Origin of the sequence: Noviherbaspirillum phoenicis, from assembly GCF_047237965.1 — a bacterium.
Classification (GTDB): Bacteria; Pseudomonadota; Gammaproteobacteria; order Burkholderiales; family Burkholderiaceae_D; genus Noviherbaspirillum_A.
In genome coordinates this window covers 1,874,965-1,898,898 of sequence record NZ_JBDFLX010000001.1, presented here as the reverse complement: position 1 = coordinate 1,898,898, position 23,934 = coordinate 1,874,965, and the positions used below count along the sequence as shown (strand labels likewise).

Here is a 23,934-nt window from a genome sequence, read left to right as displayed (position 1 = left end):
ATGCGGGCGATAGTATGATTTTTATCGCAGCGCGTCAAACGACCCGCATCCCATCCTTGCTCAATCACGGTGCGGCCAGGTCGGCTTCCGAGGTGAAGGCGTCGGCGTAGAACTCCTCAGCCGGCAGCCTGCACTGCGCGGTGAAGTCGTTCTGGGCCGCATCCACCATGGCCGGCGCGCCGCAGGCATAGACCTGGTAGGCGGACAGGTCGGGCAGGTCTTCGATCACGGCGCGATGCACGAAGCCGGTGCGGCCCTGCCAGTTGTCCTCGGGCTTCGCATCCGACACCACCGGCACATAGCGGAAATTCGGCAGGGTTTCGGCCCATTCGCGGCACAGCGCATCCATGTACAGGTCGCGCGGCCGCCGGCCGCCCCAGTACAGCGTGATCGGGCGCGTCATCTTGTTGTGCTGCGCCTGCTCGACCATCGCCTTGATCGGCGCAAAGCCCGTGCCCGAAGCCAGCATCACGATCGGCTTGCTGCTGTCCTCGCGCAGGAAGAAGGTGCCCAGCGGGCCTTCGAAGCGCAGGATGTCGCGCTCCTTCATCGTGTTGAACACATGGTCGGTGAAGACGCCGCCGGGCAGGTGGCGGATGTGCAGCGTCAGATGCTCGTCCAGGTGCGGCGCGTTGGCCATGCTGTAGCTGCGGCGGCGGCCATCCTTCAGGATGAATTCGATGAACTGGCCGGCGCGGTACTGCAGCCGCTCGTTGGCCGGCAGCTGCAGGGAGAGCACGATCACATCGTCGGCGACGCGGTCTATCTTCGCCACCCGGGTCGGCATCTTCTTGATCGGGAATTCACTGATGCCCAGTACTTCGCGCGCCTCGATCACCAGGTCGCTGTGCGGCACGGCGCAGCAGAACAGGGCGAAGCCGCGCGCCTCGTCGGCCACCGGCAGCGCCCGTTCCTGGTGGGCGCGGTGGCTGACTTCGCCAGACATGAGCTTGCCGCGGCAGCTGCCGCAGGCGCCGTTCTTGCAGCCATAGGGAAGGCCAACGCCGGCGCGGATCGCCGCGGCCAGCACGGTTTCGTCTTCGTCGCAGCTGAATTGGCGGCCGCTGGGCTCTACCGTTACTTGGAAAGTCATACAATCCCGCAGATGAAAAAATTGTCCATGAATAAGATCGGCAAGCCACGGCTGCTGATCATTGGTTGCGGCGACGTCGGCATGCGGCTGTTGCCGCTGGTGCGCGACCGCTTTCGGGTCTATGCGGTGACCAGCCAGCCGGCGCGTCATGCCGAACTGCGCGCGGCCGGCGCGGTGCCGCTGACGGCAAACCTGGATCAGCCGGCGACCCTGGCGCGTCTGGCGCGGCTTGCCAGCCATGTGATACACCTGGCGCCGCCGCCCGCTGTGGGCGCCATCGACAGCCGCACCCGCAATCTGGCCGCCATTCTACCCCAGGGGGCTAGCCTGGTTTATGTGAGCACCACCGGGGTCTATGGCGACTGCGGCGGTGCGGAGTTCGATGAAACCCGTCCGGTGCGGCCCGCCAATCCGCGCGCGGTGCGCAGGGTCGACGCCGAGCGCGTGCTGCGGCGCTGGGCGAAGAAGGCCGGCGGGCGGCTGGCGATACTGCGGGTGCCAGGCATCTATGCCCAGGACCGGCTGCCGCTGGAGCGGCTGCAGAAGGGCATGCCGGCGCTGGCCGAGCAAGACGATGTGTACACCAACCACATCCATGCCGACGACCTGGCGCGACTGATCTTGCTCACGCTGTTTCGCGGCGCGCCACAGCGCCTCTATCATGCGGTGGACGACAGCGACATGCGCATGGCCGACTATTTCGATGCGGTGGCAGACGCCCATCAGCTGCCGCGGCCGCCGCGCCTGCCGCGCGCGCAGTTGCGCGAGGCGGTGTCGCCCATGATGCTGTCCTTCATGTCGGAGTCGCGCCGCCTGCGCAACGACCGCGTCAAGCAGGAGCTGGGCATGCGGCTGCGCTACCCGACGGTGCGCTCGGCGCTGGCGGCGCCGGCGCAACAGGACTGAGCCGAGCCCGGCACTTTTTACTGGGTAATTTCCAGCACCGTTACGGCGCCGTCCGCCGCATTCCAGCTGCGCCCGGCCAGGCGTTCGCCATTGAACTCCGCCTGCACCGCGCGCGGCGCTGCGTCCTGCAGCAGCAGCTTGCTGGTGGCCAGCATGCCGCCGCGGGCGGGCAGGCCGGCGGGCGCACGGCCGTCCAGCAGCATGCGGTCGCGGCCGGCGTCGAGGTAGCCGCGCGGCCGGGTCAGGATCACGATCTGCTTCGCGGCGCGGTCGGCCTCGGCAATGCGCTCCGGACGCAGTATCACGATGTCGCTGGAGCGCGGAAAGCCGCTGCGGTAGACATGGGTGCTTGCATAGCCCGGCGCGCTGACCACGAATTCGTAGGGCTTGCTGGCTTGCGCCCGGAAGGGCCCCCACTTGCCGTCGGCGCCTATGGTCTGGACATGCAGCGCCTGGCCGATGCGCGCGCCGGCGTCCGGGCCGTCCGGCTGCACCGCATACACTTCCAGCTTCGCGCCGGGCAGCGGCAGGTTGTTGGCGAAGTTGCCGGATTTCGGATCCAGCGGATCGACGCCGGAGCCGGTCACCATGCCCGACAACTGCACCTGCGCCTCGGGTGCAATGTCCAGCCGGGCCGGCGCCCGCCCGGTAATGAAGCGGTAGGTCGCCTCGAATGCCGGCGCGCTGTAGGAGGTTTCACGATGGTCGATGCCGGGGATAACCACGTTGCGCGCGCCTTTCAGTTCCGGGCCGGCGTAGCTCACCCCGGTGGGCTTGCCGTTGCCTGCCGGCCAGCCGGCGTCGGGCTGCGCAAACTTGTCGTTGTTGTCCGAGCGTATCGTCATCCAGCGCACCGGGCCGGCGACTTCATCGCCGGCGGCATTCTTCGGCGCGTTCAGGCCGGTCAGGAAAGGGCCGGTGCCGGCGAATTCATTGCCTTCGCGCTCGCCCGGACGCGCCCACACGCCGTGGTTGGGCGTGCCGCCCAGGATCGCATGGGACACGGCCACCGTGCCGGTCTGCTGCATGCTGGTCTGGATGTAGTTGCGGATCGCATTGCCGCCGCGCGAGTTGCCCACCAAAACCACCTTGCTGGCGCCGGTACGGCGCAGCACCTGGTCGATCTCCTTCTTCAGGTAATCCCGGTGCTCGGCGGTGGAGGTGCGGCCGGGCTGCGGCTTGCCGTCGTCGTCGCGCGCCAGCGGATAGGGCAGGTTGATCGCATGCAGATGCGAGCGCGGCCAGCCATTGCTTTCGAAGCGCCAGTAGGTGGTTTGCCAGAGTGCGGCGCTGTCGCCATTGCCGTGCACGAAGACGATGGGCGGGGTGGCGTCGGTGGCGACGGTATCGCCCTGGCTGGCGCAGCCGGCCAGCAGGGCGGCGGCAAGCAGGGAAAGAGGGAAGGCAGATTTCATCGGGTCTCCTTGGTTTTTGTTAAGAACGGGCAGTGTCGGACAGTACAGGATTGTCGCGCCTGCCGCCAACTGCGGCAGCATGCATGGCTCGGCTGTAAAAATTACATGGCTTTTGCCGGCAGGCCACCCGGCGCGGCGCGCCTGCATGGGACGGCTTGCCCGCGCAGCCCCGTGGTATCAAATTTGCATTGGTCGTGACCGCATCGGGCCAGGCAAAGATGCCGGGCCGTCACATCCAGACAGGCGCCACACCATGCACAACGATTCCTCCGACCCTGAAAAGTCGTTCGGCGAACTTCCCCGCGCAGCGCTGACGCGGCGCGGCTTCATCCAGTCCGCAGTGGCCACCATAGGCGGTCTGGCCGCGCCGCTGGGAGGGGCCGAGGCGGCGACGCCGGCGCGCCCATCCGGCGCCGCGCAGGCAGCGGCCACGGTGCCGGTGCTGCTGCGCATCAACGGCCGCGAACATCGCCTGAACCTGGAGCCGCGAGTCACCTTGCTGGACGCGCTGCGGGAAGTGGTGGGGCTGACCGGCGCCAAGAAAGGCTGCGACCGCGGCCAGTGCGGCGCCTGCACCGTGCTGGTGGAGGGACGCCGCATCAATTCCTGCCTGACGCTGGCCATCATGCACGAGGGCCAGGAAGTCACGACCATCGAGGGCCTGGGCCAGGAAGGCGCGCTGCATCCGCTGCAGGCGGCCTTCATCGAGCGCGACGCCTTCCAGTGCGGCTACTGCACGCCGGGCCAGATCTGCTCGGCCGCCGGCCTCCTCAACGAAGCCGCCGCGAATGCCGCCAGCGCGGTCACGAAAGACGTCCGCCAGATACCGATTGCGCTGGACGCCCAGGAAATCCGCGAGCGCATGAGCGGCAATCTCTGCCGTTGCGGCGCTTACCCGAATATCGTTGCGGCGGTGCAGGATGCCGCCGGCGTCAAGCTCTAGCCCGAAGGCCATCATGCATCCCTTTTCCTATGAACGTCCGGCCGATGTGGCGCAGGCAGTCGCGCTGGCCCAGCAGCCGGGCGCCCGCTTCATCGGCGGCGGCACCAATCTGCTGGACCTGATGAAGAACGGCGTCGAGACGCCGCAGCGCCTGATCGATGTCAGCCGTCTGCCGCTGGCCGCCATCACCGAACTGCCGCAGGGCGGCCTGCGCATCGGCGCGCTGGCCCGCAACAGCGACACCGCCAACCACCCGCTGGTGCGGCAGCGCTATCCGCTGCTGTCGCAGGCCTTCCTGTCGGGCGCCTCGCCGCAGCTGCGCAACATGGCGACCGTGGGCGGCAACCTGCTGCAGCGCACCCGCTGCTACTACTTCTATGACACCGCGTTCGACAAGTGCAACAAGCGCCAGCCCGGATCGGGCTGCGCCGCCCTTGAAGGCTACAACCGCATCCATGCCATCCTTGGCGCCAGCGAGCAGTGCATCGCCACCAACCCGTCCGACATGAGCGTGGCGCTGGCCGCGCTGGACGCGGTGGTGCGGGTGCGCGGGCCGAACGGCGAGCGCGCCATCGCGATGACCGACTTCCATACGCTGCCCGGCGACACGCCGCAGCGCGACAGCGTGCTGCAGCCGGGCGAACTGATCCTCGGCGTGGACCTGCCGCCGGCCATGCATGCGGACCACAGCCATTACCTGAAGGTGCGCGACCGCGCCAGCTATGCCTTCGCGCTGGTGTCGGTGGCGGCGGCGCTGCGCATGGAAAACGAGGTGGTGCGCGAGGCCCGCATCGCGCTTGGCGGGGTGGCGCACAAGCCCTGGCGCGCGCGCCAGGCCGAGGCCCTTCTGGTGGGCCAGGCACTAACCCCGGAGGTGCTCGACCAGTGCGCGGCAGCGGCGGTGGCCGGCGCCAAGGGCTATGAGCACAACGGTTTCAAGATCGCGCTGGCCCAGCGCGCCATCACACGCGCACTGCGCAAGGCGGGACAGACAGCATGACTTCCACAGGACAGCCACTCAACCGCGTCGATGGCGTACGCAAGGTAACCGGCACGGCCACCTTTTCGGCCGAGCACAAGATTCCCCGGCTGGCGCATGCGGTGCTGGTGATGAGCACCATCGCCAACGGCCGCATCAGCGCGGTCGACAGCGCACAGGCGGAACGCATGCCCGGCGTGATCGCGGTGCTGACCCACAAGAATGCGCCGCGCCTGCCTTCCGCCGGCAAGGCCGCCGCCGGCCAGCCGCCGGCGGGACGGGTGCTCAACCTGCTGCAGGACGACCGGGTGCATTACAGCAACCAGCCGGTTGCGCTGGTGGTGGCCGAGACGCTGGAACAGGCCGCCGACGCGGCGCGCCATGTGCGCCTGAACTATCAGGCCGAACAGGCAAGCACCGACTTCGACAAGGCCAAGCTGCAGCCGGTCGATCCGAAGAAGGCCAAGGACGGCCCGGCCGACACCAACCGCGGCAATCTCGATGCGGGCATCGCCGCGGCCGCAGCGCAGATCGACGTGGCCTACCGCACGCCGATGGAGCATCACAATCCGATGGAGCCGCATGCCACCATCGCGGTCTGGGAAGGCGAGCACCTGACCCTGTACGACTCGACCCAGTACGTCACCGGCGACCGCAACACGGTGGCCAAGACGCTGGGCATCGCGCCCGACAAGGTGCGCGTCATCTGCCCCTATGTCGGCGGCGGCTTTGGCTGCAAGGGATCGACCTGGTCGCACGTGGTGCTGGCGGCGATGGCCGCGCGCCGCGCCGGCCGCCCGGTGAAGCTGGTGCTGGACCGGCCGCAGATGTTCGGCCCGGTCGGCGGGCGGCCCAACACCGAGCAGCGCATGCTGCTGGCGGCCGGAAAAGACGGCGCGCTGACCGCGGTGCGCCATAACGTGCTGGCCAGCACCTCGTTCCAGGAAGACTGGCTGGAAACCGCCGCGCTCGTCACACGCATGATGTACGAGGCGCCCAACCAGCAGACCACGCACCGGCTGGCGCGGCTCAACATCGGCACGCCGACTTTCATGCGCGCGCCTGGCGAGGCCACCGGCAGCTTCGCGCTCGAATGCGCGATGGACGAACTGGCCTATGAGATGAAGGTCGACCCGATCGAGCTTCGCCTGCGCAACTACGCGCAGCGCGACCCCGAGAAGGACAAGCCGTGGTCCAGCAATGCGCTGCGCGAATGCTACCGGGTCGGCGCCGAACGCTTCGGCTGGGCCAGGCGCGATCCGCGTCCGATGTCCATGCGCGACGGCAGCACCCTGATCGGCATGGGCATGGCCAGCGCAACCTATCCGGCCAACCGCTCCGCCGCCAAGGCCAGCGCCAGCCTGCTGCCGGACGGCAGCGCCGTGGTGCGCTCCGGCACCCAGGACCTGGGCACTGGCACCTACACTGTGATGACCCAGGTGGCGGCCGACGCGCTGGGCCTGGCGCCGGACAAGGTGCGCTTCGAACTCGGCGACTCGTCGCTGCCGCAGGCGCCGGTGTCGGGCGGCTCGCAGTCCGTGGCCAGCGTCTCGCCGGCGGTGCAGGCGGCTTGCGCGGCCCTGCGCGAGAAGCTGGTCAGCCTGGCGCTGGCGGACCAGCGCTCGCCGCTGGCCGGCGCAAGACCGGACGACGTCGCCATGGAAGAGGGCTGGCTGTTCCTGCGCTCGTCGACGGACCGGCGCGAACCCTATGCCGCCATCCTTGCCCGTAACGGCGGGCGCGCGCTCGAAGCCAGCGGCGAGGCCAAGGCCGGCAGCGAGAAGGAAGAATATTCGATGCATTCCTTCGGCGCCGTGTTCGCCGAAGTGCATGTGGATGCCGACCTTGGCGAGGTCCGGGTGCCGCGCATCACCGGCGCCTATGGCGTGGGCCAGCTGCTCAACGCCAAGACCGGCCACAGCCAGCTGATGGGCGGCATCGTCTGGGGCGTGGGCATGGCCCTGATGGAGGCCACCGAATACGACCTGCGCTATGGCCGCGCGGTCAATGCCAACCTGGCTGAATACCATGTGCCGGTGAATGCCGACATCGGCGCGATCGATATCGTGGTGGTGCCGGAAAAGGATGCGCACATCAATCCGTTGGGCGCCAAGGGCATCGGCGAGATCGGCATCACCGGCGTGGCGGCGGCGATTGCCAATGCGGTCTATCACGCAACAGGCAAGCGGGTGAGGGACCTGCCGATCACGCTGGACAAGTTGCTCTGACGGAGCGGGACGGCGCCAGCGCGGATTGTCCATAACGCTTAAAATACTGTACTTAAACACAGTAAGAGGGCGCTATGGAACTGACCGACAAGCTGGAAATCCTGGCCGACGCCGCCAAGTACGATGCCTCCTGCGCCAGCAGCGGCGCCGCGCAGCGCTCGTCCAGGGGCAAGGATGGCCTGGGCGCGACCAACGGCACCGGCATCTGCCACAGTTACACGCCCGATGGCCGCTGCGTGTCGCTGCTGAAGATCCTGCTGACCAATTTCTGCCTGTACGACTGCCAGTACTGCGTTAACCGCCGCAGCAGCAATGTGCCGCGCGCCCGGTTCTCGCCGCAGGAAGTGATCCGGCTCACCATCGACTTCTACCTGCGCAACTACATCGACGGCCTATTCCTCAGCTCCGGCATCATCCAGTCGCCGGACTACACGATGGAGCAGCTGATCCTGGTGGCGAAAACACTGCGCCAGCAGCACCAGTTCCGCGGCTACATCCACCTCAAGACCATTCCCGACGCCGCGCCCGAGCTGATCGAGGAAGCGGGGCGCTGGGCCGACCGGTTGAGCGTCAACATCGAGCTGCCCACCGACCGCGGCATCGAGACGCTGGCGCCGGAAAAAAGCATGCACACCATCAAGTTCGCGATGGGCTCGATCCGTCGCCGCATCGATGAAAAGGCGGAGGAGCCGAAGGCGCCGGCGTTTTCGCCGGCCGGGCAGAGCACGCAGATGATCGTCGGCGCCGATGCCACCGACGACAGCACCATCCTCAACACCGCGCAGACCCTGTACAGCGCCTACCGGCTGCGGCGGGTGTATTACTCGGCCTTCAGTCCGATTCCGCAAAGCCCGAGCGGCCTGCCGCAGCGTCCGCCGCCGATGATGCGCGAGCACCGGCTCTACCAGGCCGATTTCCTGATGCGCGGCTATGGCTTCCAGGCTGCCGAACTGCTCGACGGGCCGGGCAACCTGCCGCTGGACATCGATCCCAAGCTGGCCTGGGCGCTGTCGCACCGCGACCTGTTCCCGCTCGACCTGAACCTGGCCGAGCCGCAGATGATCGCCCGCGTGCCCGGCATCGGCCTGCGCAATGCCAAGCGCATCGCCGAACTGCGGCGCAGCCGGCGCGTGCGCTACGCCGACCTGGCGCGGCTGCGCTGCAGCATGGAAAAGCTCAAGCCCTTCATCATCACCGCGGACTACCGGCCGCAGCGCGACACGCTGCCGTCGGAGGCCCTGCGCCGCATGATGTCGGAAGCGCCGCAGCAGATGAGCCTGTTTCCCGCCCTGCAGGAAGCGGCTTGAGCCGGCGCGTCGCGGTCGGCGCGTTCGGCGAGTGGCGCAACGCGGCGCGCACGCTGCTGGCGCAGGCCGTGCCGCCGCATGATGTCGACTGGGTGGCGCCGGGCGACGCCGACCTGTTCGGCAACGAGGCGCTGGACACGCTGGCAGCGGCCAGCACGCCCGGCCCGGCGCTGCGCATCTCGTCCGGCCTCCTGGGCATGCTAGAGGCGGCTTCCTGCTTTCGCGCCGACGACCGCTGGGCGCTGCTCTACCGGATCCTGTGGCGCAGCCAGCATGGCGATGCCGCGGTGCTGTCCGCCGCCGACTGCGACGGCGCCCGCCTGCATGCGATGGTCAAGGCGGTGCGGCGCGAGCAGCACAAGATGCATGCCTTCCTGCGCTTTCGCGAACGCGACCCGGCAGCCGGCGATCCGCGCTTCATCGCCTGGTTCGAGCCGGCGCATGATGTGCTGCACCAGGCCGCCGGCCATTTCGCCAAGCGCATGGGGCGCGCCAGCTGGCTCATCGTCACGCCCGATGGCACCGCCGCGTCGGATGGCGAAACGCTGCGTTTCGGGCCGGCGCCCGCCGAACGGCCGGCCGAGGTGGATATCGACGACCAGGGCGAGGCGCTGTGGCTGGCGTATTACCGCAGCATCTACAATCCGTCCCGCCTGAATACCGGCGCGATGGAAATGCACATGCCGGTGCGCTACTGGAAAAACCTGCCGGAAGGACGGCTGATACCGGGGCTGATCAGCAGCGCCAGCGCCGGCGGGCGTCGGGTCGGCCAGGCGCTGGAAGTGGGCGCGCGGCCGGGCGCGCTGGTGCAGGTCGACGCGCAGCAGGCCATGCCGCCGCGCGCGCTGCCGTCCGAGCTGTCGCAGTGCCGCCGCTGCGAATTGTGGCGCAATGCCACGCAGGCGGTGCCGGGCGCCGGTCCCGGCCAGGCGGCGCTGATGCTGGTGGGCGAACAGCCTGGCGACCAGGAAGATCTTGCCGGCCTGCCGTTTGCCGGGCCTGCCGGCAAGGTGCTGGATGACGCGATGCGCCAGGCCGGCATCGAACGGCAGTCGGCCTATCTGACCAATGCGGTCAAGCATTTCAAGTGGGAGCCGCGCGGCAAGCGGCGCATCCACAAGACGCCGGCGCAGCGGGAAGTCGATGCCTGCAATCCCTGGCTCAGGAAGGAACTGGCCGACGTCGCGCCCGAGGTCGTGGTCGCTCTCGGCAGCACGGCACTGCGCGCATTGACCGGCCGCACCGACCTGGCGCTGTCGACAGTGCAGGGGCGGGCGCTGCGCCTGGGCGAATGCTGGCTGGTGCCGACCTGGCACCCTTCCTACGTGCTGCGCCTGCCCGGCCAACAGGAGCAGGCGGCGGCGTTCGATGCGATGCGCAAAGCGCTGCAGCTTGCGAAAAGCCTGCTCGCAGGGCAAGCGGAGCCGGTCTGAACGCAGTGCCGCTGTTATGATGGCGGGTATTGCGCCACGTCATCATTTCCAGGCGCATGACTTGCCGGTTCGGCGCGGAGGAAGAATGTTTGGCAGCGGGGTGCATGTAACGCGGATCGGCCGGTATCGCATGGCGGCGCGGGATCACTCGTGAAGGCACGCGCCTATCTGGCAGTGATGGCATTGGCCGTGCTGGTGCCCATCGTGCTGTTTTCCACCATTGCGCTGTCCATGCTGCTGCAGGCGGAACGCGACGCGGCGTTGCGCAGCCTGCAGGAAATCTCGCGCGCCGCCGCGCTGGCGGTCGAGCAGGAACTGAGCCTGGCGGAGGCGAGGGCGAAGTTTCTGGCCTCGGCCGACACCTTGCTCAAGGGCGACCTGCAAGCCTTTCATCAGCGTGCCAGCAACGTCAACCAGGACGGCACATCCTGGACCGTGCTGTTCGACGAGGACGGCCAGCAGCTGGTCAATACCCTGGTGCCGTATGGCACCGCACTGCCGCGGCGCGGCCGTCCCGAGCTGGGGCGCGAGGTATTGCGGTCCGGCCAGACCCGGATATCGAATCTGACCAGAGGCAATGTGGTCGGGGCGCAGGTAGTGGCGCTGGAGGTGCCGGTCGTCGTGGACGACCAGCATCGCTACGTGCTGAACCAGGCATTCCTTCCCAGCCAGCTGAACAAGCAGCTCAGCCGCGGCAAGATACCGCCGCATTACATCATTGGCCTGTTCGACCGCGAAGGCATATCCATCGCGCGCTCCCACCGCCAGGAGGAACTGGTGGGCAAGCCGGTGCGCAAGGAATTGTTCGACGGCTCGCGGCGCGCGTCCGAAGGCGTGCTGCAGCATGACACCCGCGAGGGAATCAAGGTCTACGATGCTTATACCCGGCTGCCCGTTTCAGGCTGGACCGTGGCGGTCGGCATTCCGGTTCACGTCATCGAGGCATCCGCGCGCGGGGCCGTGCTGGTGGCATCGCTGGGCTTTGCCGCCGCCATCGTTTGCGCGCTCGGCCTGGCGCTGTTCTTCAGCCGCCGCATGGCGCTGTCGATCGACAGCGCCGCCGCTTCCGCGGCCGCACTGGGCCGCGGCGAAATGCCGCAGCCCTTCGCGTCCGGCGTACTGGAATTCGACCGGCTGCATGCGGCGCTGGACGCCGCCGGCGTGCTGCTGCAGCAAGAGCAGCAGTCGCGTGAACGGGTCGAGCGGGAGCGCGAGCAGCTCTTCGTGAGTGAACAGGAAGCGCGCCACCTGGCGGAGGAGCAGAACCGGGCCAAGGATGAATTTCTTGCCATGCTCAGCCATGAATTGCGCAATCCGCTTGCCGCGATCAGCAATTCGATCGCGCTGCTGGAACATCCGGCGGTGCCGGCCGAGACCGCCGAGCGGGCGCGGGTGATCATCAAGCGCCAGAGCCGGCACCTGGCGCGCATCGTCGACGATTTGCTCGATCTCGGTCGCCTGATGAACGGCAAGGTGTCGCTGGTGCGGCACAGGCTGGACCTGGCCGAGGCCGTGCGCGACTGCGTTCAGGGCCTGCAGACGACCGGGCGGGTCGACCAGCACCGCATCACTATCCATGCGGTGCCCAGCTGGATCGAAGCCGACCCGACCCGCATCGAACAGATCGCGTCCAACCTGATCGGCAATGCGCTGAAATACACGCCTGCCGGCGGCAGCATCACGGTCGACGTCGTCAATGCCGGCGACATGGCCGTACTGACCGTCAGCGATGACGGCGTCGGCATGCCGCTGGAACTGGTGGAGCGGGTGTTTGACGTGTTCGTTCAGGGCAGCGGCACCCTGGACCGCGCCCAGGGCGGCCTGGGCATCGGCCTGGCCCTGGTGCGCCAGCTGGTCATGCTGCATGGCGGCACGGTCAGCGCTGCCAGCCCCGGACCGGGTCAGGGCAGCACGTTTGTGGTGCGCCTGCCGCTGGCGCACGCCTAGGAGCCTGCGCGGCAGAAGGGTGGTCCCCTGGGCGCAGGCGGTGATGCCGGACTAGCCTCGTTTTTCGCACGTTTCGCTACGCCGCCTTCTGCCGCGCAGGCTCCTAGCAGCCGGTGGCGGTACAATAGCGGCTTCCCCGCAGCAAACCCTTTCCATGAACCAGCCTCCAGCCAACCGTCCCGACACGCCTTGCGTGGCGATCTGCTCCACCCTGTTCGACGAAGTCTGCCGCGGCTGCGGCCGCACCGTGGCCGAAGTGGCGAACTGGGTGTTCATGAGCCAGGAAGAGAAGGATGCGGTATGGGAACGCATCACCCGCGAAGGCTATCCGCGCCGCTAGGAGCCTGCCGGTCCTCACCGGTCACGGCAGTTCCGCCCTGGGGCAGACCCGCACCGGTATCGTGATCCGCAGCTCGGTGCCCCGATCCGGAACGCTGCTGATCTCCAGGCTGCCGTCCAGCATGCGCAGCCTCTCCCGCATTCCCTGCAAGCCAAAGGTTTTCGGCCTGTTCATGCGTTTCGGACCGATGCCCACGCCGTTGTCGGCAATGCGCATCCGGAACTGGCTGGCGTCGCGGTCAAGCTCGACCTCCACGCGGCTGGCCTGGGCGTGGCGCAGCACATTGGTCAGCGATTCCTGGAGTATCCGGAACAGGGCCGTGGCGCTGCGTTCATCCAGCCCGTCGTCGAAATCGCTGCGCCTGGCCAACAACACGCAGTCCAGGCCGCTGCGGCGCCGGAATTCGTGCACCTGCCATTCAATCGCTGCCTGCAGGCCCAGGTCCAGCACCGGCGGCCGCAGATCATTGATGATGCTGCGCACGCTGCGTATGGTCGAGTCGATCTGGTTCAGCGCCATCCGGGTCTTTTCGTTCAGCCGGGGATGCCGGCTGGCCGTGCGTGCGTTGAGCATGCAGGCGTCGATGCGCAGGGCCAGCAGGTTCTGGCCCAGTTCATCGTGGATTTCACGGGCGATGCGCTTGCGCTCCTCTTCCTTGATGATTTCCTGGTGCGAGGCGAGCTGCTGGAGCAATAACTTGGAATGGCGCAATTCCTCGGCTTGCCGCAACAGCCGTTTCTGCAGATGGAACAGGTCGACGAAGATCTTCACCTTTGCGGCCAGCACCTCGGGCACGATGGGCGAGCCGATGTAATCCACCGCGCCGGCGGTGTATCCGAGCGCCCGGTCGACATCGGACTGGGCCTCGGCGGTGATGAAGATCACCGGCGTATGCGCCGAGCGCGGCCTGCCGTGGATCAGTGCCGCGGTCTCGAAACCGTCCAGTTCCGGCATGCGAACGTCGAGCAAAATCAGGGCGAAATCCCGCTTCAGCAGCAGGCGCAGCGCATCGCGGCCGGAGGCGATCTCGGTGGCATGCAGTCCGAGCCCGTGTATCACGGCGCCGATTGCTCTGCGCTTGGCGGCATTGTCGTCCACTACCAGCACCGATGCTGCGCCATCCGTCATGTGTTCGCTGTCCATGGCTTCCTCAACGGTGCAGCCGGCGCCGCATCAACGCCAGCAGTTCATCGATATCGACCGGCTTGCTGACGTAATCGCTGGCGCCCGCGGCCAGGCACTTGTCGCGGTCGCCCTTCATCGCCTTGGCGGTCAGGGCAATGATGGGCAGGGCGTCGAAGGCGGCATGGCGGCGTATCTCGCGCATGGTGTCGAAGCCATCCATGTCCGGCATCATGATGTCCATCAGCACGATGTCGCATGCCCGCTGCGCGTGCAGCAGGTCGATGGCCTCGCGGCCGTTTTCCGCCGCGCACACAGCCATGCCGTGGTGTTCCAGCATGCCGGTAAGCGCGAAGACGTTGCGGATGTCATCGTCCACAATGAGCACGGTGCGTCCGCTCAGTGCGTGGCTGCCCTGATGCAGCGCGGCGATGCGCTGCCGCTGCGCCTGGCTCATCGCCGCCAGGTCACGATGCAAAAACAGCGCGCTGTCATCCAGCAGCCTGTCTTCCGTATGAACGCGGCATACCAGCGCCTGCCGTTCCAGGGCGAGCAGGGCGTGCCGCGCTTCCGACGGCAGGCCATGAGGCATGTAGACCAGCAGGGGCGACCGGCTGTTGACGCCGTGCCGACACGCCGCATGCAGCGCCAGCGCCGGACGCGCATCGGCGCCGGCCAAGTGCAGCACGATGCAGTCGGTGCGGCGCCGCAGGGCCGGCGCCAGGTGCGACAGCCTGGCGGTGCGCACCAGCAGGTCTTCCCCGGCCAGCAGGTCTTGCAGCCGGTCAAGCGCGGCGGCGTCGTCGCCGGCCAGGAGCAGGCGGCGCCGATGGCGCGCGGCCTTGCGCAGCATGGCTGGCACGATGGCCTGCATGCTGCCCGCAGACGGCGGGCTGCCGCACATCGATGCACCTTCCTGCAGCGCACGCAGTGCATCGCCGGGCGCGCAGGCGACATGCAATGGCAGATGGCGGGTCGCGTCATCGCGCCTGATGGCCCCCAGCAGGCGCCAGCCATCGATGCCAAGCAGATGGGCATCCAGCACGATGGCGCTTGGCGCATGCCGTTTCAGCAGGTCCAGTCCGTCGGCGCCGCGTCGAGCGACCAGGGCGCGGCAACCGTGCGCATGGGCCGCCATGAGAAAGGCGGCGCCAGACCCGGTATCGGCGCCGATGAGCAGCAGGGCCTTGTCGCCAGGGGCGAGCCGATCGCGGTCATCGCTGTCGATCGGCGCAGTTGCCGCCAGCATTGGCGCAGCAGCGACCTTGACGCGGGCAGCGTCCCCGGATGCAGTGGCCCGTCGTGGCTGCAGCGGCATGTAGAGGGCAAAGCGGCTGCCTTTTCCCGGTTCACTGGAGAGCAGCCGCAGTTCCCCGTGCATCAGTCGCGCCAGGTCGGTGCTGATCGACAGCCCCAGGCCGGTGCCGCCGTATCGTCGGGAGGTGCCCGTGTCGGCTTGCCGGAATGCTTCGAAGATCAGTTCCTGCTGCTGCGGCGCCACGCCGATGCCGGTGTCGCATACCTCGAACGCGATGACCATGCCGGCCGCGTCCAGCGCAGGCTGCCCGGCGCCCCAGCCCCCGGACACCGGCTTGATCGACAAGGTCACGCTGCCATGCTCGGTGAACTTGAAGGCGTTGGACAGCAGGTTGCGGATCACCTGCAGTAGCCGGGTCTCGTCGGTACGGATGATTGCCGGAAGCGCGGGCGAACGGGTGACCGAGAAATCCAGCCGCCGGCTCTGCGCCACCGGATTGAACATGCGCAGCACTTGCTCTTCCAGCGCGCTGAACGAAACGTCGCGCTGGTCGAGCACGACAGTGCCGGACTCGATCTTGGCGAGGTCGAGGATCTCGTTGATCATGCCAAGCAGGTCGCCGCCTGCGCTGTAAATGGTGCCGGCATATTCCACCTGCCGCGGCGTGAGGTTACCCTCGGCGTTTTCGCTGAGCTGCCGCGCCAGTATCAGCAGGCTGTTGAGCGGGGTGCGCAGTTCATGCGACATGTTGGACAGGAACTCGGACTTGTAGCGCGAACTCAGCATCAGCTGCTCGGCTTTTTCTTCCAGCGACATGCGCGTCATTTCCACTTCGTGATTCTTCGCTTCCATCGCCGCTTTCTGTCGCTCCAGCAGGACTGCCTTCTCGTGCAGCTCTGCATTGCTCTTGCTAAGCGCCTCCTGCTGGCTTTGCAGTTCCTGCGCAAGGGACTGGGCCTGGCGCAGCAGGTTTTCGGTCCGGGTCGACGACGCGATGGTATGCAGCACGATGCCGGTCGATTCGGCGAGCTGGGTCAGGAAGCTACGCTGTATCGCCGTGAAGCCTGAAAAGGAAGCCAGTTCCAGCACCGCCCTGACCTCGCCTTCGAACAGGATGGGCTGGATCAACAGGCAGCACGGCGTGGCCGCGCCGGTGCCCGTGCTCACCGTCAGGTAGCCCGCCGGCACATTGGTAATCAGAAGCGGCTTGCGGTCCAGCGCACATTGTCCGATCAGGCCCTCGCCCAGGCGCCATTCCGGCCTGGCGTCCAGTGCCGCCGCATAGCTTGCATACAGGCGCATCCTGGGTTGCCCGAGTTGGATGTCGTCCATCAGGTAGAACAGTCCATGCTGGACGTCGATCAACGGCGCCAGCTCCGACATCACCATGCCGGCCACGGCTGCAATGCTGCGCTGTCCCTGCAGCTGCTTCGTCAGGCGGGCGACATTGGTCTTGAGCCAGTCCTGTTCGGCGTTGCGGCGGTTGCTTTCCCGCAGGCTCCGCGTCAGGGCATTGATGTTGTCACGCAATTGCGCCAGCTCCCCGCTGGCGGCCATCTGCAGGTCGACGCTGAAATCGCCATTGGCCAGTGCCGATGTGACTTCCGACATGGTGCGGACCTGGCTGCTCAGTCGCGCGACCAGGCTGTTGACGTGGTTGCCCAGGTCGCGCCATGCGCCTTCCGGCCCGGGCAAGGCTGCCTGGCCGCCAAGACGCCCCTCGACACCGACTTCCTGGGCGACGCGGCCTATCTCGGACGTCATTTTGAGCAGTTGAGTCCGCATCCGGTTGATGCGCTGCGCCAGTTCCAGCAGCTGCCCGCGCAGGGGATGGCCATTCACTTCCAGCGGCATGGGCTGTTCGAGCCTGCCTTCGGTGATGTCTGCGACAACCCGGTCGAATGCGCGCAACACGCTGCCGGCCGCATCCAGCCATCGATCAACGCCGGCAGCGAGCTTGCCCGGAACTGAATCGGGTGCGGACGACATCCGCGCCGACAGGTCGCCGCTGCAGAACGCGGCAAGCGTTGTCAGCAGGAGGCGTTCGCATGGCTGTTCTTGCTGCTGCTCCGGCAGCGTCGGGAAGGGCGGTTCCATGGCAATCTCCATTACTGGGTGGCTTGCTCGGGAAATAAGAATTCGGCGCACATTTTAACCAAAAGTAAAATCAATCCCATATCTTTCGGTAACAATTGGCGCCGCCTTCCGGAAAGGCGTTAATCAAATTGGGCGCATTCGCGATTTCCGGGCAGGCTGCAGGACCGATCCGTTATGATTGTTTGGCCTGAGCGGCACCGGCATGCCCAGTGTCAACGCCGGCCAGGCATTTTTGACGCGGGAAATCCAGAAGAAAGGCAGACATGTTTGCAGCGGTTGATCTCGGTTCCAACAGTTTTCGCCTGCATGTGGGCCATCACGACGGCAAGACCATACGCATCATCAAGAGCGCGCGCGAACCGATCCGGCTGGGCGCGGGGCTGGACGAGCACGGCATGCTGACGCCGCAGGCCATGCGGGTGGCCACCGAGTCGCTGGCCCGGTTCGCCACCGTGCTCGGCGCCTACCAGCTCGACGCGGTGCGGGTGGTTGCCACCAACACGCTGCGTATCGCCGGCAACTCGGCGGACTTCCTGCCGCTGGCGGAAAAGGCGATCGGCTATCCGATCGAAATCATTTCCGGCGAGGAGGAGGGCAGGCTGATCTACCTCGGCGTGGCCTGCGCGCTGGACAATCCCGGCGAGCGGCGCCTGGTGCTCGATATCGGCGGCGGCTCGACCGAAGTCATCGTCGGCAAGGGGCTGGATATCCTGGCCGTCGAATCCTTCAGCACCGGCACGGTGCGCCAGAGCGACGGCTTCTTCATTGGCGGGCGCATCGACGATGCGAATTTCGACGCGGCCATCATGTCGGCGCGCGGCTATTTCGAGGATGCGGTGCCGCTCTACAAGAACCATGTCTGGGACATGGCCTATGGTTCGTCGGGAACGCTGCGCTCGATCTCCGAGGCCATTGCCAGGAACGGCCTGGGCGACGGCACGCTGACCCTGCCCAGCCTGAACGCGCTGCGGCAGCGCCTGATCGGCTTCGGCCATGTCGACGCCATACAATTGGCCGGCATGAAGCCGGACCGGGCGCCGGTGCTGGTGGGCGGCCTGGCGATCCTGATGGCCGTGATGCAGGAAATGGACATCAGCAAAATGCTGCCGATCGAAGCGGGATTGCGGCTGGGCGTGATGTGGGACATGCAGTTGCGCGCCACCCGGCATGACCGGCGCGAGCAGTCGGTGCGGGGCTTCCTGCAGCGCTTCCAGGTCGATGAAACCCGCGCCAACCGTACTGCCGACATCGCCAGCACGCTGTATGCGTGCCTGAAGCCGGGCAATGACGCCTATACCCGGCCGGTGTACTGGAGCGGGCTGCTGCACGAAGTCGGCATGGCGGTATCCCACAGCGGCTTCCACAAGCATGGCGCCTACATGATCGAAAACGCCGACCTGTCCGGCTTCACCAACCGCGAGCAGCGGCTGATGAGCCAGCTGATCCTGGGCCAGAAGGGCAACCTGAAGAAGCTCGACCGCATGCTGCTCGACCCGGACTTCGTGCGGGCGGTGCTGGCGCTGCGGCTGGCCGTGGTGTTCATGCATGCGCGCATCGAGGGCTCGCTGCAGCAGGTGGGACTGCGCATCAGGAACCGCATCGAACTGGAATTTCCACGCGCCTGGCTGGATGCCCATCCGACCCTGGCCTTCTGGCTGCAGAAGGAACGCGATTACTGGAAGGACGTCGGCACCGAGCTGCAGGTCCGGCATGCCGCCTGAATCATGGCGCGGCGCGATGATTTCATGCTGATCCTGCGCCCGTGCGGGAGCCGCGCCTGATGCGGCTGTCCGCGACGCCGCCCTCGGCGCAACTGACCCGGATGCGCCGCATCGCCACCGGGCTGCTGATCCTGATGGCGCTGACCTTCGTGGCGGCGCGCCTGCTGCAGCCGCGCTATCCATGGCTGTCCTTCGTGGCGGCGTTTGCCGAAGCGGCCATGGTCGGCGCCCTGGCCGACTGGTTTGCCGTCACGGCCCTGTTCCGGCATCCGCTGGGCCTGCCGATTCCGCATACGGCCATCGTCCCCAACAACAAGGACCGGATAGGCAGCAGCGTTGCCGACTTCCTCGAACATAACTTCATGACGCGCGAGGTGTTGGCGGAGGAACTGCGGCACATCGACTTTGCCGGCGCCGCCGCGCACTGGCTGTCGGAGCCGGCCAACAGCCGTACCGTGTCGCTGCAGATTGCGCATGGCGTGCCCGGCCTGATGCGCATGATGGAAGACCGCGACATGGCCGGCTTCCTGCAGGCCACGCTGGCCTCGGGCCTGAAGAACGTGCGCTTCGCGCCGCTGCTGGCCGAGGTGTTCGAGGTGCTGATTGCCGACCGGCGCCATCAGATGCTGTTCGACCACCTGATCGGCATGGCGGCCGATGCGCTGGACCGCAACCGCGATTTCATCCGGCAGAAGATCCATGAAAAGAGTCCGCGCTGGATACCGCGCATCATCGACGACAAGCTGTTCGAGAAGATCGTGGGCGAATCGCAGAACATCCTTGACGAGATGCGGCAGCCCGACAGCGAGTGGCGCGAGCGCTTTCATCGCAGCGCCGAGGCCTTCATCGAGAAGCTGAGGACGTCGCCGGAGTACGAGGCGCGCATCGCCGGCATGGTGGAGCAGACGCTGCAGCATCCGCTGTTCAGGGATTACACCCATACCGTCTGGGGCAACGTGCGCGAGCGCCTGCTGGCCGACGTCGAGCGGCCTGACTCCCGCATCGCCGCCCAGCTGGAGCGGGCGCTGGCCGGCCTGGGCGCGGCGCTGGGCCGGGATGCGCTGGTGCGCGACAAGCTCAACGGCTGGATCAGGGACTTTTCCGCGACCGCGATTTCCAGCCGGCGGCATCTGATCGCCGGGCTGATCAAGCGGGTGATCCAGAAATGGGATGCCGAGACCGTGTCGAACAAGTTCGAGTCCTATGTCGGCAAGGATCTGCAGTACATCCGCATCAACGGCACGCTGGTCGGCGGGCTTGTCGGGCTGCTGCTGCACCTGGTGTCGCTGGCGCTGTAACGCGCGCCTGCGTCCGGGGCGCTATCTGCCGCACAGGTCGGGCGTCATCACCGCCTTCAGATAGACCTGCGGCTGGCCGCCGCGCTCGCGCCTGGCCAGCCACCATATCGCCCCCTTGCGCACCGTCCAGTCCGCTTCCACGCCATGCATCAGCAGCGCGGCCAGGCGGCCCAGCACCGGCTGGTGGCCCACCAGCAGCACCGGTTCGCTCGCCAGCGGCCAGTTGACCAGCTCCATTATCCGCTGCGGCCGGCCGTCGATGCCCAGGTCGGCATGGATGCGGAACTTGCGCCCCAGGGCGTCGGCGGTCTGCACCGTGCGCCTGGCCGGGCTGCACAGGATGCGGCAGCCGGAAGGCAGGTTGCGGTCCAGCCAGCCGGCCATCTTCATTGCCTGCCTGCGGCCTCTGGCAGTGAGCAGGCGCCCGGCGTCGGGCGCGCCGGGCAGGCCATCCTCCGCTTCGGCATGACGCCACAGGATCAGGTCCATGCTTGTCCTCGCTTTCAGGTCATCTTGCCCAGGGTTTGCATCAGGTAGTCCTGCGCGCTGAACGCCGCTTGCTTGCCGCGTGGCCGGCGCCGGGTGTAGCGGCCGTCCGCACCCAGTTCCCATGCATTGGTATTGTCCTTCAGGTAGGGGTCCAGGCCTTCCTGCAGCACGCGCCGCTTCAGCGCGCGGTCCAGCACCGGAAAGGCGACCTCGATGCGGCGGAAAAGATTGCGGCTCATCCAGTCGGCGCTGGACAGGTAGACATCGTGCTTCAGGTCATTGCGGAAGTAGAAGATGCGGCTGTGTTCCAGGAAGCGCCCGATGATGGAGCGCACCCGGATGTTTTCCGACAGGCCCGGCACGCCAGGCTGCAGCGAGCAGGCGCCGCGCACGATCAGGTCGATCTTCACGCCATCGGATGAAGCCGCATACAGCGCCCGGATCACCGATTCGTCGACCAGCGCATTCATCTTGGCGATGATGCGGCCGTGCCGTCCGAGCCGGGCAATCCGCGCTTCATTGCGTATGGCCCGCAGGAATTCCCGCTGCAGGTCGAAGGGCGCCAGCCAGAGCTGCTGCAGCCTGGTCGGCTTGGTCAGGCTGGTCAGGTGGATGAACACCTCGTTGACTTCCGCCGTCAGCAGCGCATTGGCGGTCAGCAGCCCGAAGTCGGTATAGAGCTTGGTCGTGGTCGGATGATAATTGCCGGTGCCAAGGTGGGCGTAGAGCCGCAGATCGCCTTCCTCGCGGCGTATCACCAGCGCCAGCTTGGCATGGGTCTTCAGGCCCACCACGCCATAGACCACCTGGGCGCCGACCCGCTCCAGCCGGTCGGCCCAGTTGATGTTGGCTTCCTCGTCGAAGCGCGCCATCAGTTCGACGATCACGGTCACTTCCTTGCCGCGCTGGGCGGCCAGGATCAGCGATTCCATCAGCAGGGAGTTCATGCCGGTGCGGTATATCGTCTGCTTGATCGCCACTACGTTCGGATCATGCGCGGCGCAGCGGATGAACTCCACCACCGGCAGGAAGGACTGGAAGGGATGGTGCAGCAGCATGTCCCGCTGGCGCAGCACGGCAAACATGTCGGCATTGTCCAGGATCGGCGGATAGGATGGCGTGAAGGGCGCAAAGCGCAGGCCGGGCTTGTCCACCGCGTCGGCCAGCGCCAAGAGCCGCGTCATGTTGACCGGGCCATCCACCGCGTACAGCCGGCTGGACGGAATGGAGAACTGTTCCAGCAGGAAATTGGACAGCGAGGGCGGGCAGTTGCGCGCCACTTCCAGCCGCACCGCAAAGCCGAAATGGCGCGACTGCAACTCGCTCTGCAGCGCCTGGCGCAGGTTCTTGACCTCTTCCTCGTCGACCCACAGATCGCTGTCCCGGGTAACGCGGAACTGCGAATAGGACAGCACCTCGCGGTCGGTGAAGAGGTCCGAGATATGGGCATGGATCACCGAGGACAGCAGGCAGAACGACATCGCGCCATCCTGCGACAGCTCGTCGGGCAGCCGGATCACCCGCGGCAGCACCCGCGGCGCCTTCAGGATCGCGATGGCGGTGCCGCGCCCGAACGCATCCTTGCCCGACAGCTCGACGATGAAATTGAGGCTCTTGTTGACCACCTGCGGGAAGGGATGCGCCGGGTCCAGGCCGATCGGCGTCAGCAGCGGCCTGACTTCACGGTCGAAATACGACTTGACCCAGGCCCGCTGCGCTTCGTTGCGGTCCTGGTCGCGCAACAGATGGATTCCCTGGCGGGAAAGCTCGGGCAGGATTTCCTCGTTGAGGATCCTGTACTGCTTCTCGACAATGTCATGCGACTCGATGCTGGTCTGCGCGAAGTCGGCGCCCGGCCCCGAGGCTTCCGGCGTATGGCCGTCCATGCGCGCCAGCAGGCTGGCGATGCGGACCTCGAAGAACTCGTCCATGTTGCTGCTGACGATGCACAGATAGCGCAGCCGTTCCAGCAGGGGCAGCCGCTGGTCCTCGGCCTGCGCCAGAACCCGCCGGTTGAAGGCGAGCTGGGACAGTTCGCGGTTCAGATAATTGTCGGCTCCCGGCTGCTTGGTCGTCAGATCGGCGGGTTTTGGTTTTCGTTTCATGGCTGGCCGGTCGGGTTGCATTTGTCCTAATGTAGTAAGGCAATATTACGTGTTCATGACAAATTTTCCATGCGATCTGTCCAATGTCATGTTTGTTATGGAGCGTCATAAACCTGTCATATTTGTCCGCTAGAGTGCGCGCTGTCCTGTATCACATCTGCAAGGAGCATCATGAGACTTCAGCAACTCATCCGCGGCGGCCTGCTGGCCATGGCCTGCGCACTGCCGTTTTCCGCGAGTGCGGCCGACATCACCGGCGCCGGAGCAACCTTTCCCTATCCCATCTATGCAAAATGGGCAGAGGCCTACAAGAAGGCCACCGGCAACGGCATGAACTACCAGTCGATCGGCTCCGGCGGCGGCATCAAGCAGATCAAGGCGAAGACGGTGGACTTTGGCGCTTCCGACATGCCGCTGGCGGCGGCTGAACTGGACAAGGCAGGACTGGTGCAGTTTCCGGCCGTCATGGGCGGCGTGGTGCCGGTCCTCAACCTTGATGGCGTCAAGCCCGGACAGTTGAAGATGAACGGCGCCGTGCTCGGCGCGATCTACATGGGCAAGATCACCAAGTGGAATGCGCCCGAGATCGCCGCGCTGAACCAGGGCGTGGCGCTGCCCGCCGCCGACATCACGGTGGTGCACCGCGCCGATGGCTCCGGCACCACGTTCCTGTGGACCGACTACCTGTCCAAGGTCAGCCCCGAATTCAAGAGCGCGATCGGCGCCGGCACCGCGGTGAAATGGCCGGTGGGCGTGGGCGGCAAGGGCAATGAAGGCGTGGCCGCCAACGTGCAGCGGGTCAAGGGCGCGATCGGCTACGTTGAATATGCCTACGCGAAGAAGAACAACATCACCCATGCGCAGTTGCAGAATCGTGATGGCCAGTTCGTGCAGCCGGACGACGAGACCTTCAAGGCCGCCGCCGCGGGCGCGGACTGGGCCAAGACGCCGGGCATGGCTGTGGTGCTGACCGACCAGGCCGGCAAGAACGCCTGGCCGGTGACGGGCGCCTCCTTCATCCTGATGCAGAAGGCGCAGGACGACGCCGGCAAGGCGCGCGAGGTGCTGAAGTTCTTCGACTGGGCGTTCAAGGAGGGCGGCGCCATGGCTGCCGACCTGGACTATGTCGCGCTGCCGGCTCCTGTGATCAAGCTGGTGCAGGACGGCTGGAAGGCGCAGATCAAGGACGCGTCCGGCAAGGCTGTCTGGTAAGTTTTTCCAACTGGCTGGCCTTGCCATGGCAACGCCAGCCG

Annotated in this window: 17 protein-coding genes; 11 read left to right on the top strand and 6 right to left on the bottom strand. The window is 66.6% G+C overall.

All coding sequences use genetic code 11. The features are described from left to right. Positions 1-64 precede the first annotated feature (64 nt). A complete protein-coding gene (locus ABC383_RS08690) occupies positions 65-1,093 on the bottom strand; it encodes a CDP-6-deoxy-delta-3,4-glucoseen reductase (RefSeq protein ID WP_413013164.1) in 1,029 nt (342 codons plus the stop codon). A gap of 27 nt (positions 1,094-1,120) precedes the next feature. On the opposite strand from ABC383_RS08690, the gene ABC383_RS08685 reads away from it, so the two are divergent. Further along, complete coding sequence (locus tag ABC383_RS08685) at positions 1,121-1,999, top strand: SDR family oxidoreductase (protein WP_413013162.1); 879 nt, start codon at positions 1,121-1,123, stop codon at positions 1,997-1,999. A gap of 17 nt (positions 2,000-2,016) precedes the next feature. On the opposite strand, the gene ABC383_RS08680 is transcribed toward ABC383_RS08685, so the two are convergent. Then, the gene (locus ABC383_RS08680; protein WP_413013161.1) at positions 2,017-3,414 is read right to left on the bottom strand and encodes an alpha/beta fold hydrolase; all 1,398 of its coding nucleotides are present in this window, start codon (positions 3,412-3,414) and stop codon (positions 2,017-2,019) included. A gap of 253 nt (positions 3,415-3,667) precedes the next feature. Between ABC383_RS08680 and ABC383_RS08675 the strand changes: the two genes are divergently transcribed. The 7 genes from ABC383_RS08675 to ABC383_RS08645 all read left to right on the top strand — a co-directional run bounded on the left by ABC383_RS08675 (position 3,668) and on the right by ABC383_RS08645 (position 12,591). Then, positions 3,668-4,357, top strand: a complete 690-nt coding sequence (locus tag ABC383_RS08675) for a 2Fe-2S iron-sulfur cluster-binding protein (protein WP_413013159.1) — start codon at positions 3,668-3,670, stop codon at positions 4,355-4,357. 13 nt (positions 4,358-4,370) lie between these two features. Continuing rightward, positions 4,371-5,357, top strand: a complete 987-nt coding sequence (locus ABC383_RS08670) for an FAD binding domain-containing protein (protein WP_413013158.1) — start codon at positions 4,371-4,373, stop codon at positions 5,355-5,357. Further along, a complete protein-coding gene (locus ABC383_RS08665; RefSeq protein ID WP_413013156.1) occupies positions 5,354-7,564 on the top strand; it encodes a xanthine dehydrogenase family protein molybdopterin-binding subunit in 2,211 nt (736 codons plus the stop codon). Before ABC383_RS08670 ends, ABC383_RS08665 begins: the two co-directional genes overlap by 4 nt. 74 nt (positions 7,565-7,638) lie before the next feature. After that, positions 7,639-8,871, top strand: a complete 1,233-nt coding sequence (locus ABC383_RS08660) for a putative DNA modification/repair radical SAM protein (protein ID WP_413013154.1) — start codon at positions 7,639-7,641, stop codon at positions 8,869-8,871. Further along, the gene (locus tag ABC383_RS08655; protein ID WP_413013153.1) at positions 8,868-10,304 is read left to right on the top strand and encodes a UdgX family uracil-DNA binding protein; all 1,437 of its coding nucleotides are present in this window, start codon (positions 8,868-8,870) and stop codon (positions 10,302-10,304) included. The genes ABC383_RS08660 and ABC383_RS08655 overlap by 4 nt, the downstream gene beginning before the upstream one ends. 150 nt (positions 10,305-10,454) lie before the next feature. Beyond that, a complete protein-coding gene (locus ABC383_RS08650; protein WP_413013151.1) occupies positions 10,455-12,251 on the top strand; it encodes a sensor histidine kinase in 1,797 nt (598 codons plus the stop codon). 154 nt (positions 12,252-12,405) lie between these two features. Beyond that, complete coding sequence (locus ABC383_RS08645; protein ID WP_413013149.1) at positions 12,406-12,591, top strand: DUF1289 domain-containing protein; 186 nt, start codon at positions 12,406-12,408, stop codon at positions 12,589-12,591. A 21-nt stretch (positions 12,592-12,612) separates the two neighbouring features. Here the strand turns inward: ABC383_RS08645 and ABC383_RS08640 are convergent, their stop codons facing one another. Both ABC383_RS08640 and ABC383_RS08635 read right to left on the bottom strand, forming a co-directional pair. Then, positions 12,613-13,734 (bottom strand): ATP-binding response regulator, encoded by a 1,122-nt coding sequence (locus ABC383_RS08640; protein WP_413013147.1) that lies wholly within the window; start codon positions 13,732-13,734, stop codon positions 12,613-12,615. 7 nt (positions 13,735-13,741) lie between these two features. After that, positions 13,742-17,068, bottom strand: a complete 3,327-nt coding sequence (locus ABC383_RS08635; protein WP_413013145.1) for a hybrid sensor histidine kinase/response regulator — start codon at positions 17,066-17,068, stop codon at positions 13,742-13,744. 263 nt (positions 17,069-17,331) lie between these two features. Here ABC383_RS08635 and ABC383_RS08630 point away from each other — a divergent pair, with 263 nt between their 5' ends. Both ABC383_RS08630 and ABC383_RS08625 read left to right on the top strand, forming a co-directional pair. Further along, positions 17,332-18,789, top strand: a complete 1,458-nt coding sequence (locus ABC383_RS08630; protein ID WP_413013144.1) for a Ppx/GppA phosphatase family protein — start codon at positions 17,332-17,334, stop codon at positions 18,787-18,789. A gap of 59 nt (positions 18,790-18,848) precedes the next feature. Continuing rightward, the gene (locus tag ABC383_RS08625) at positions 18,849-20,087 is read left to right on the top strand and encodes a DUF445 domain-containing protein (RefSeq protein WP_413013142.1); all 1,239 of its coding nucleotides are present in this window, start codon (positions 18,849-18,851) and stop codon (positions 20,085-20,087) included. A 21-nt stretch (positions 20,088-20,108) separates the two neighbouring features. On the opposite strand, the gene ABC383_RS08620 is transcribed toward ABC383_RS08625, so the two are convergent. Together ABC383_RS08620 and ppk1 are read right to left on the bottom strand one after the other, a co-directional pair. Then, a complete protein-coding gene (locus ABC383_RS08620) occupies positions 20,109-20,576 on the bottom strand; it encodes a SixA phosphatase family protein (protein ID WP_413013140.1) in 468 nt (155 codons plus the stop codon). Positions 20,577-20,590: 14 nt separating this feature from the next. Then, positions 20,591-22,681, bottom strand: a complete 2,091-nt coding sequence (ppk1, locus tag ABC383_RS08615) for a polyphosphate kinase 1 (protein WP_413013138.1) — start codon at positions 22,679-22,681, stop codon at positions 20,591-20,593. 171 nt (positions 22,682-22,852) lie between these two features. On the opposite strand from ppk1, the gene pstS reads away from it, so the two are divergent. Then, entirely contained in the window at positions 22,853-23,893 is a 1,041-nt protein-coding gene (gene pstS / locus ABC383_RS08610) for a phosphate ABC transporter substrate-binding protein PstS (protein WP_413013136.1), read from the top strand. Positions 23,894-23,934 lie beyond the last annotated feature (41 nt).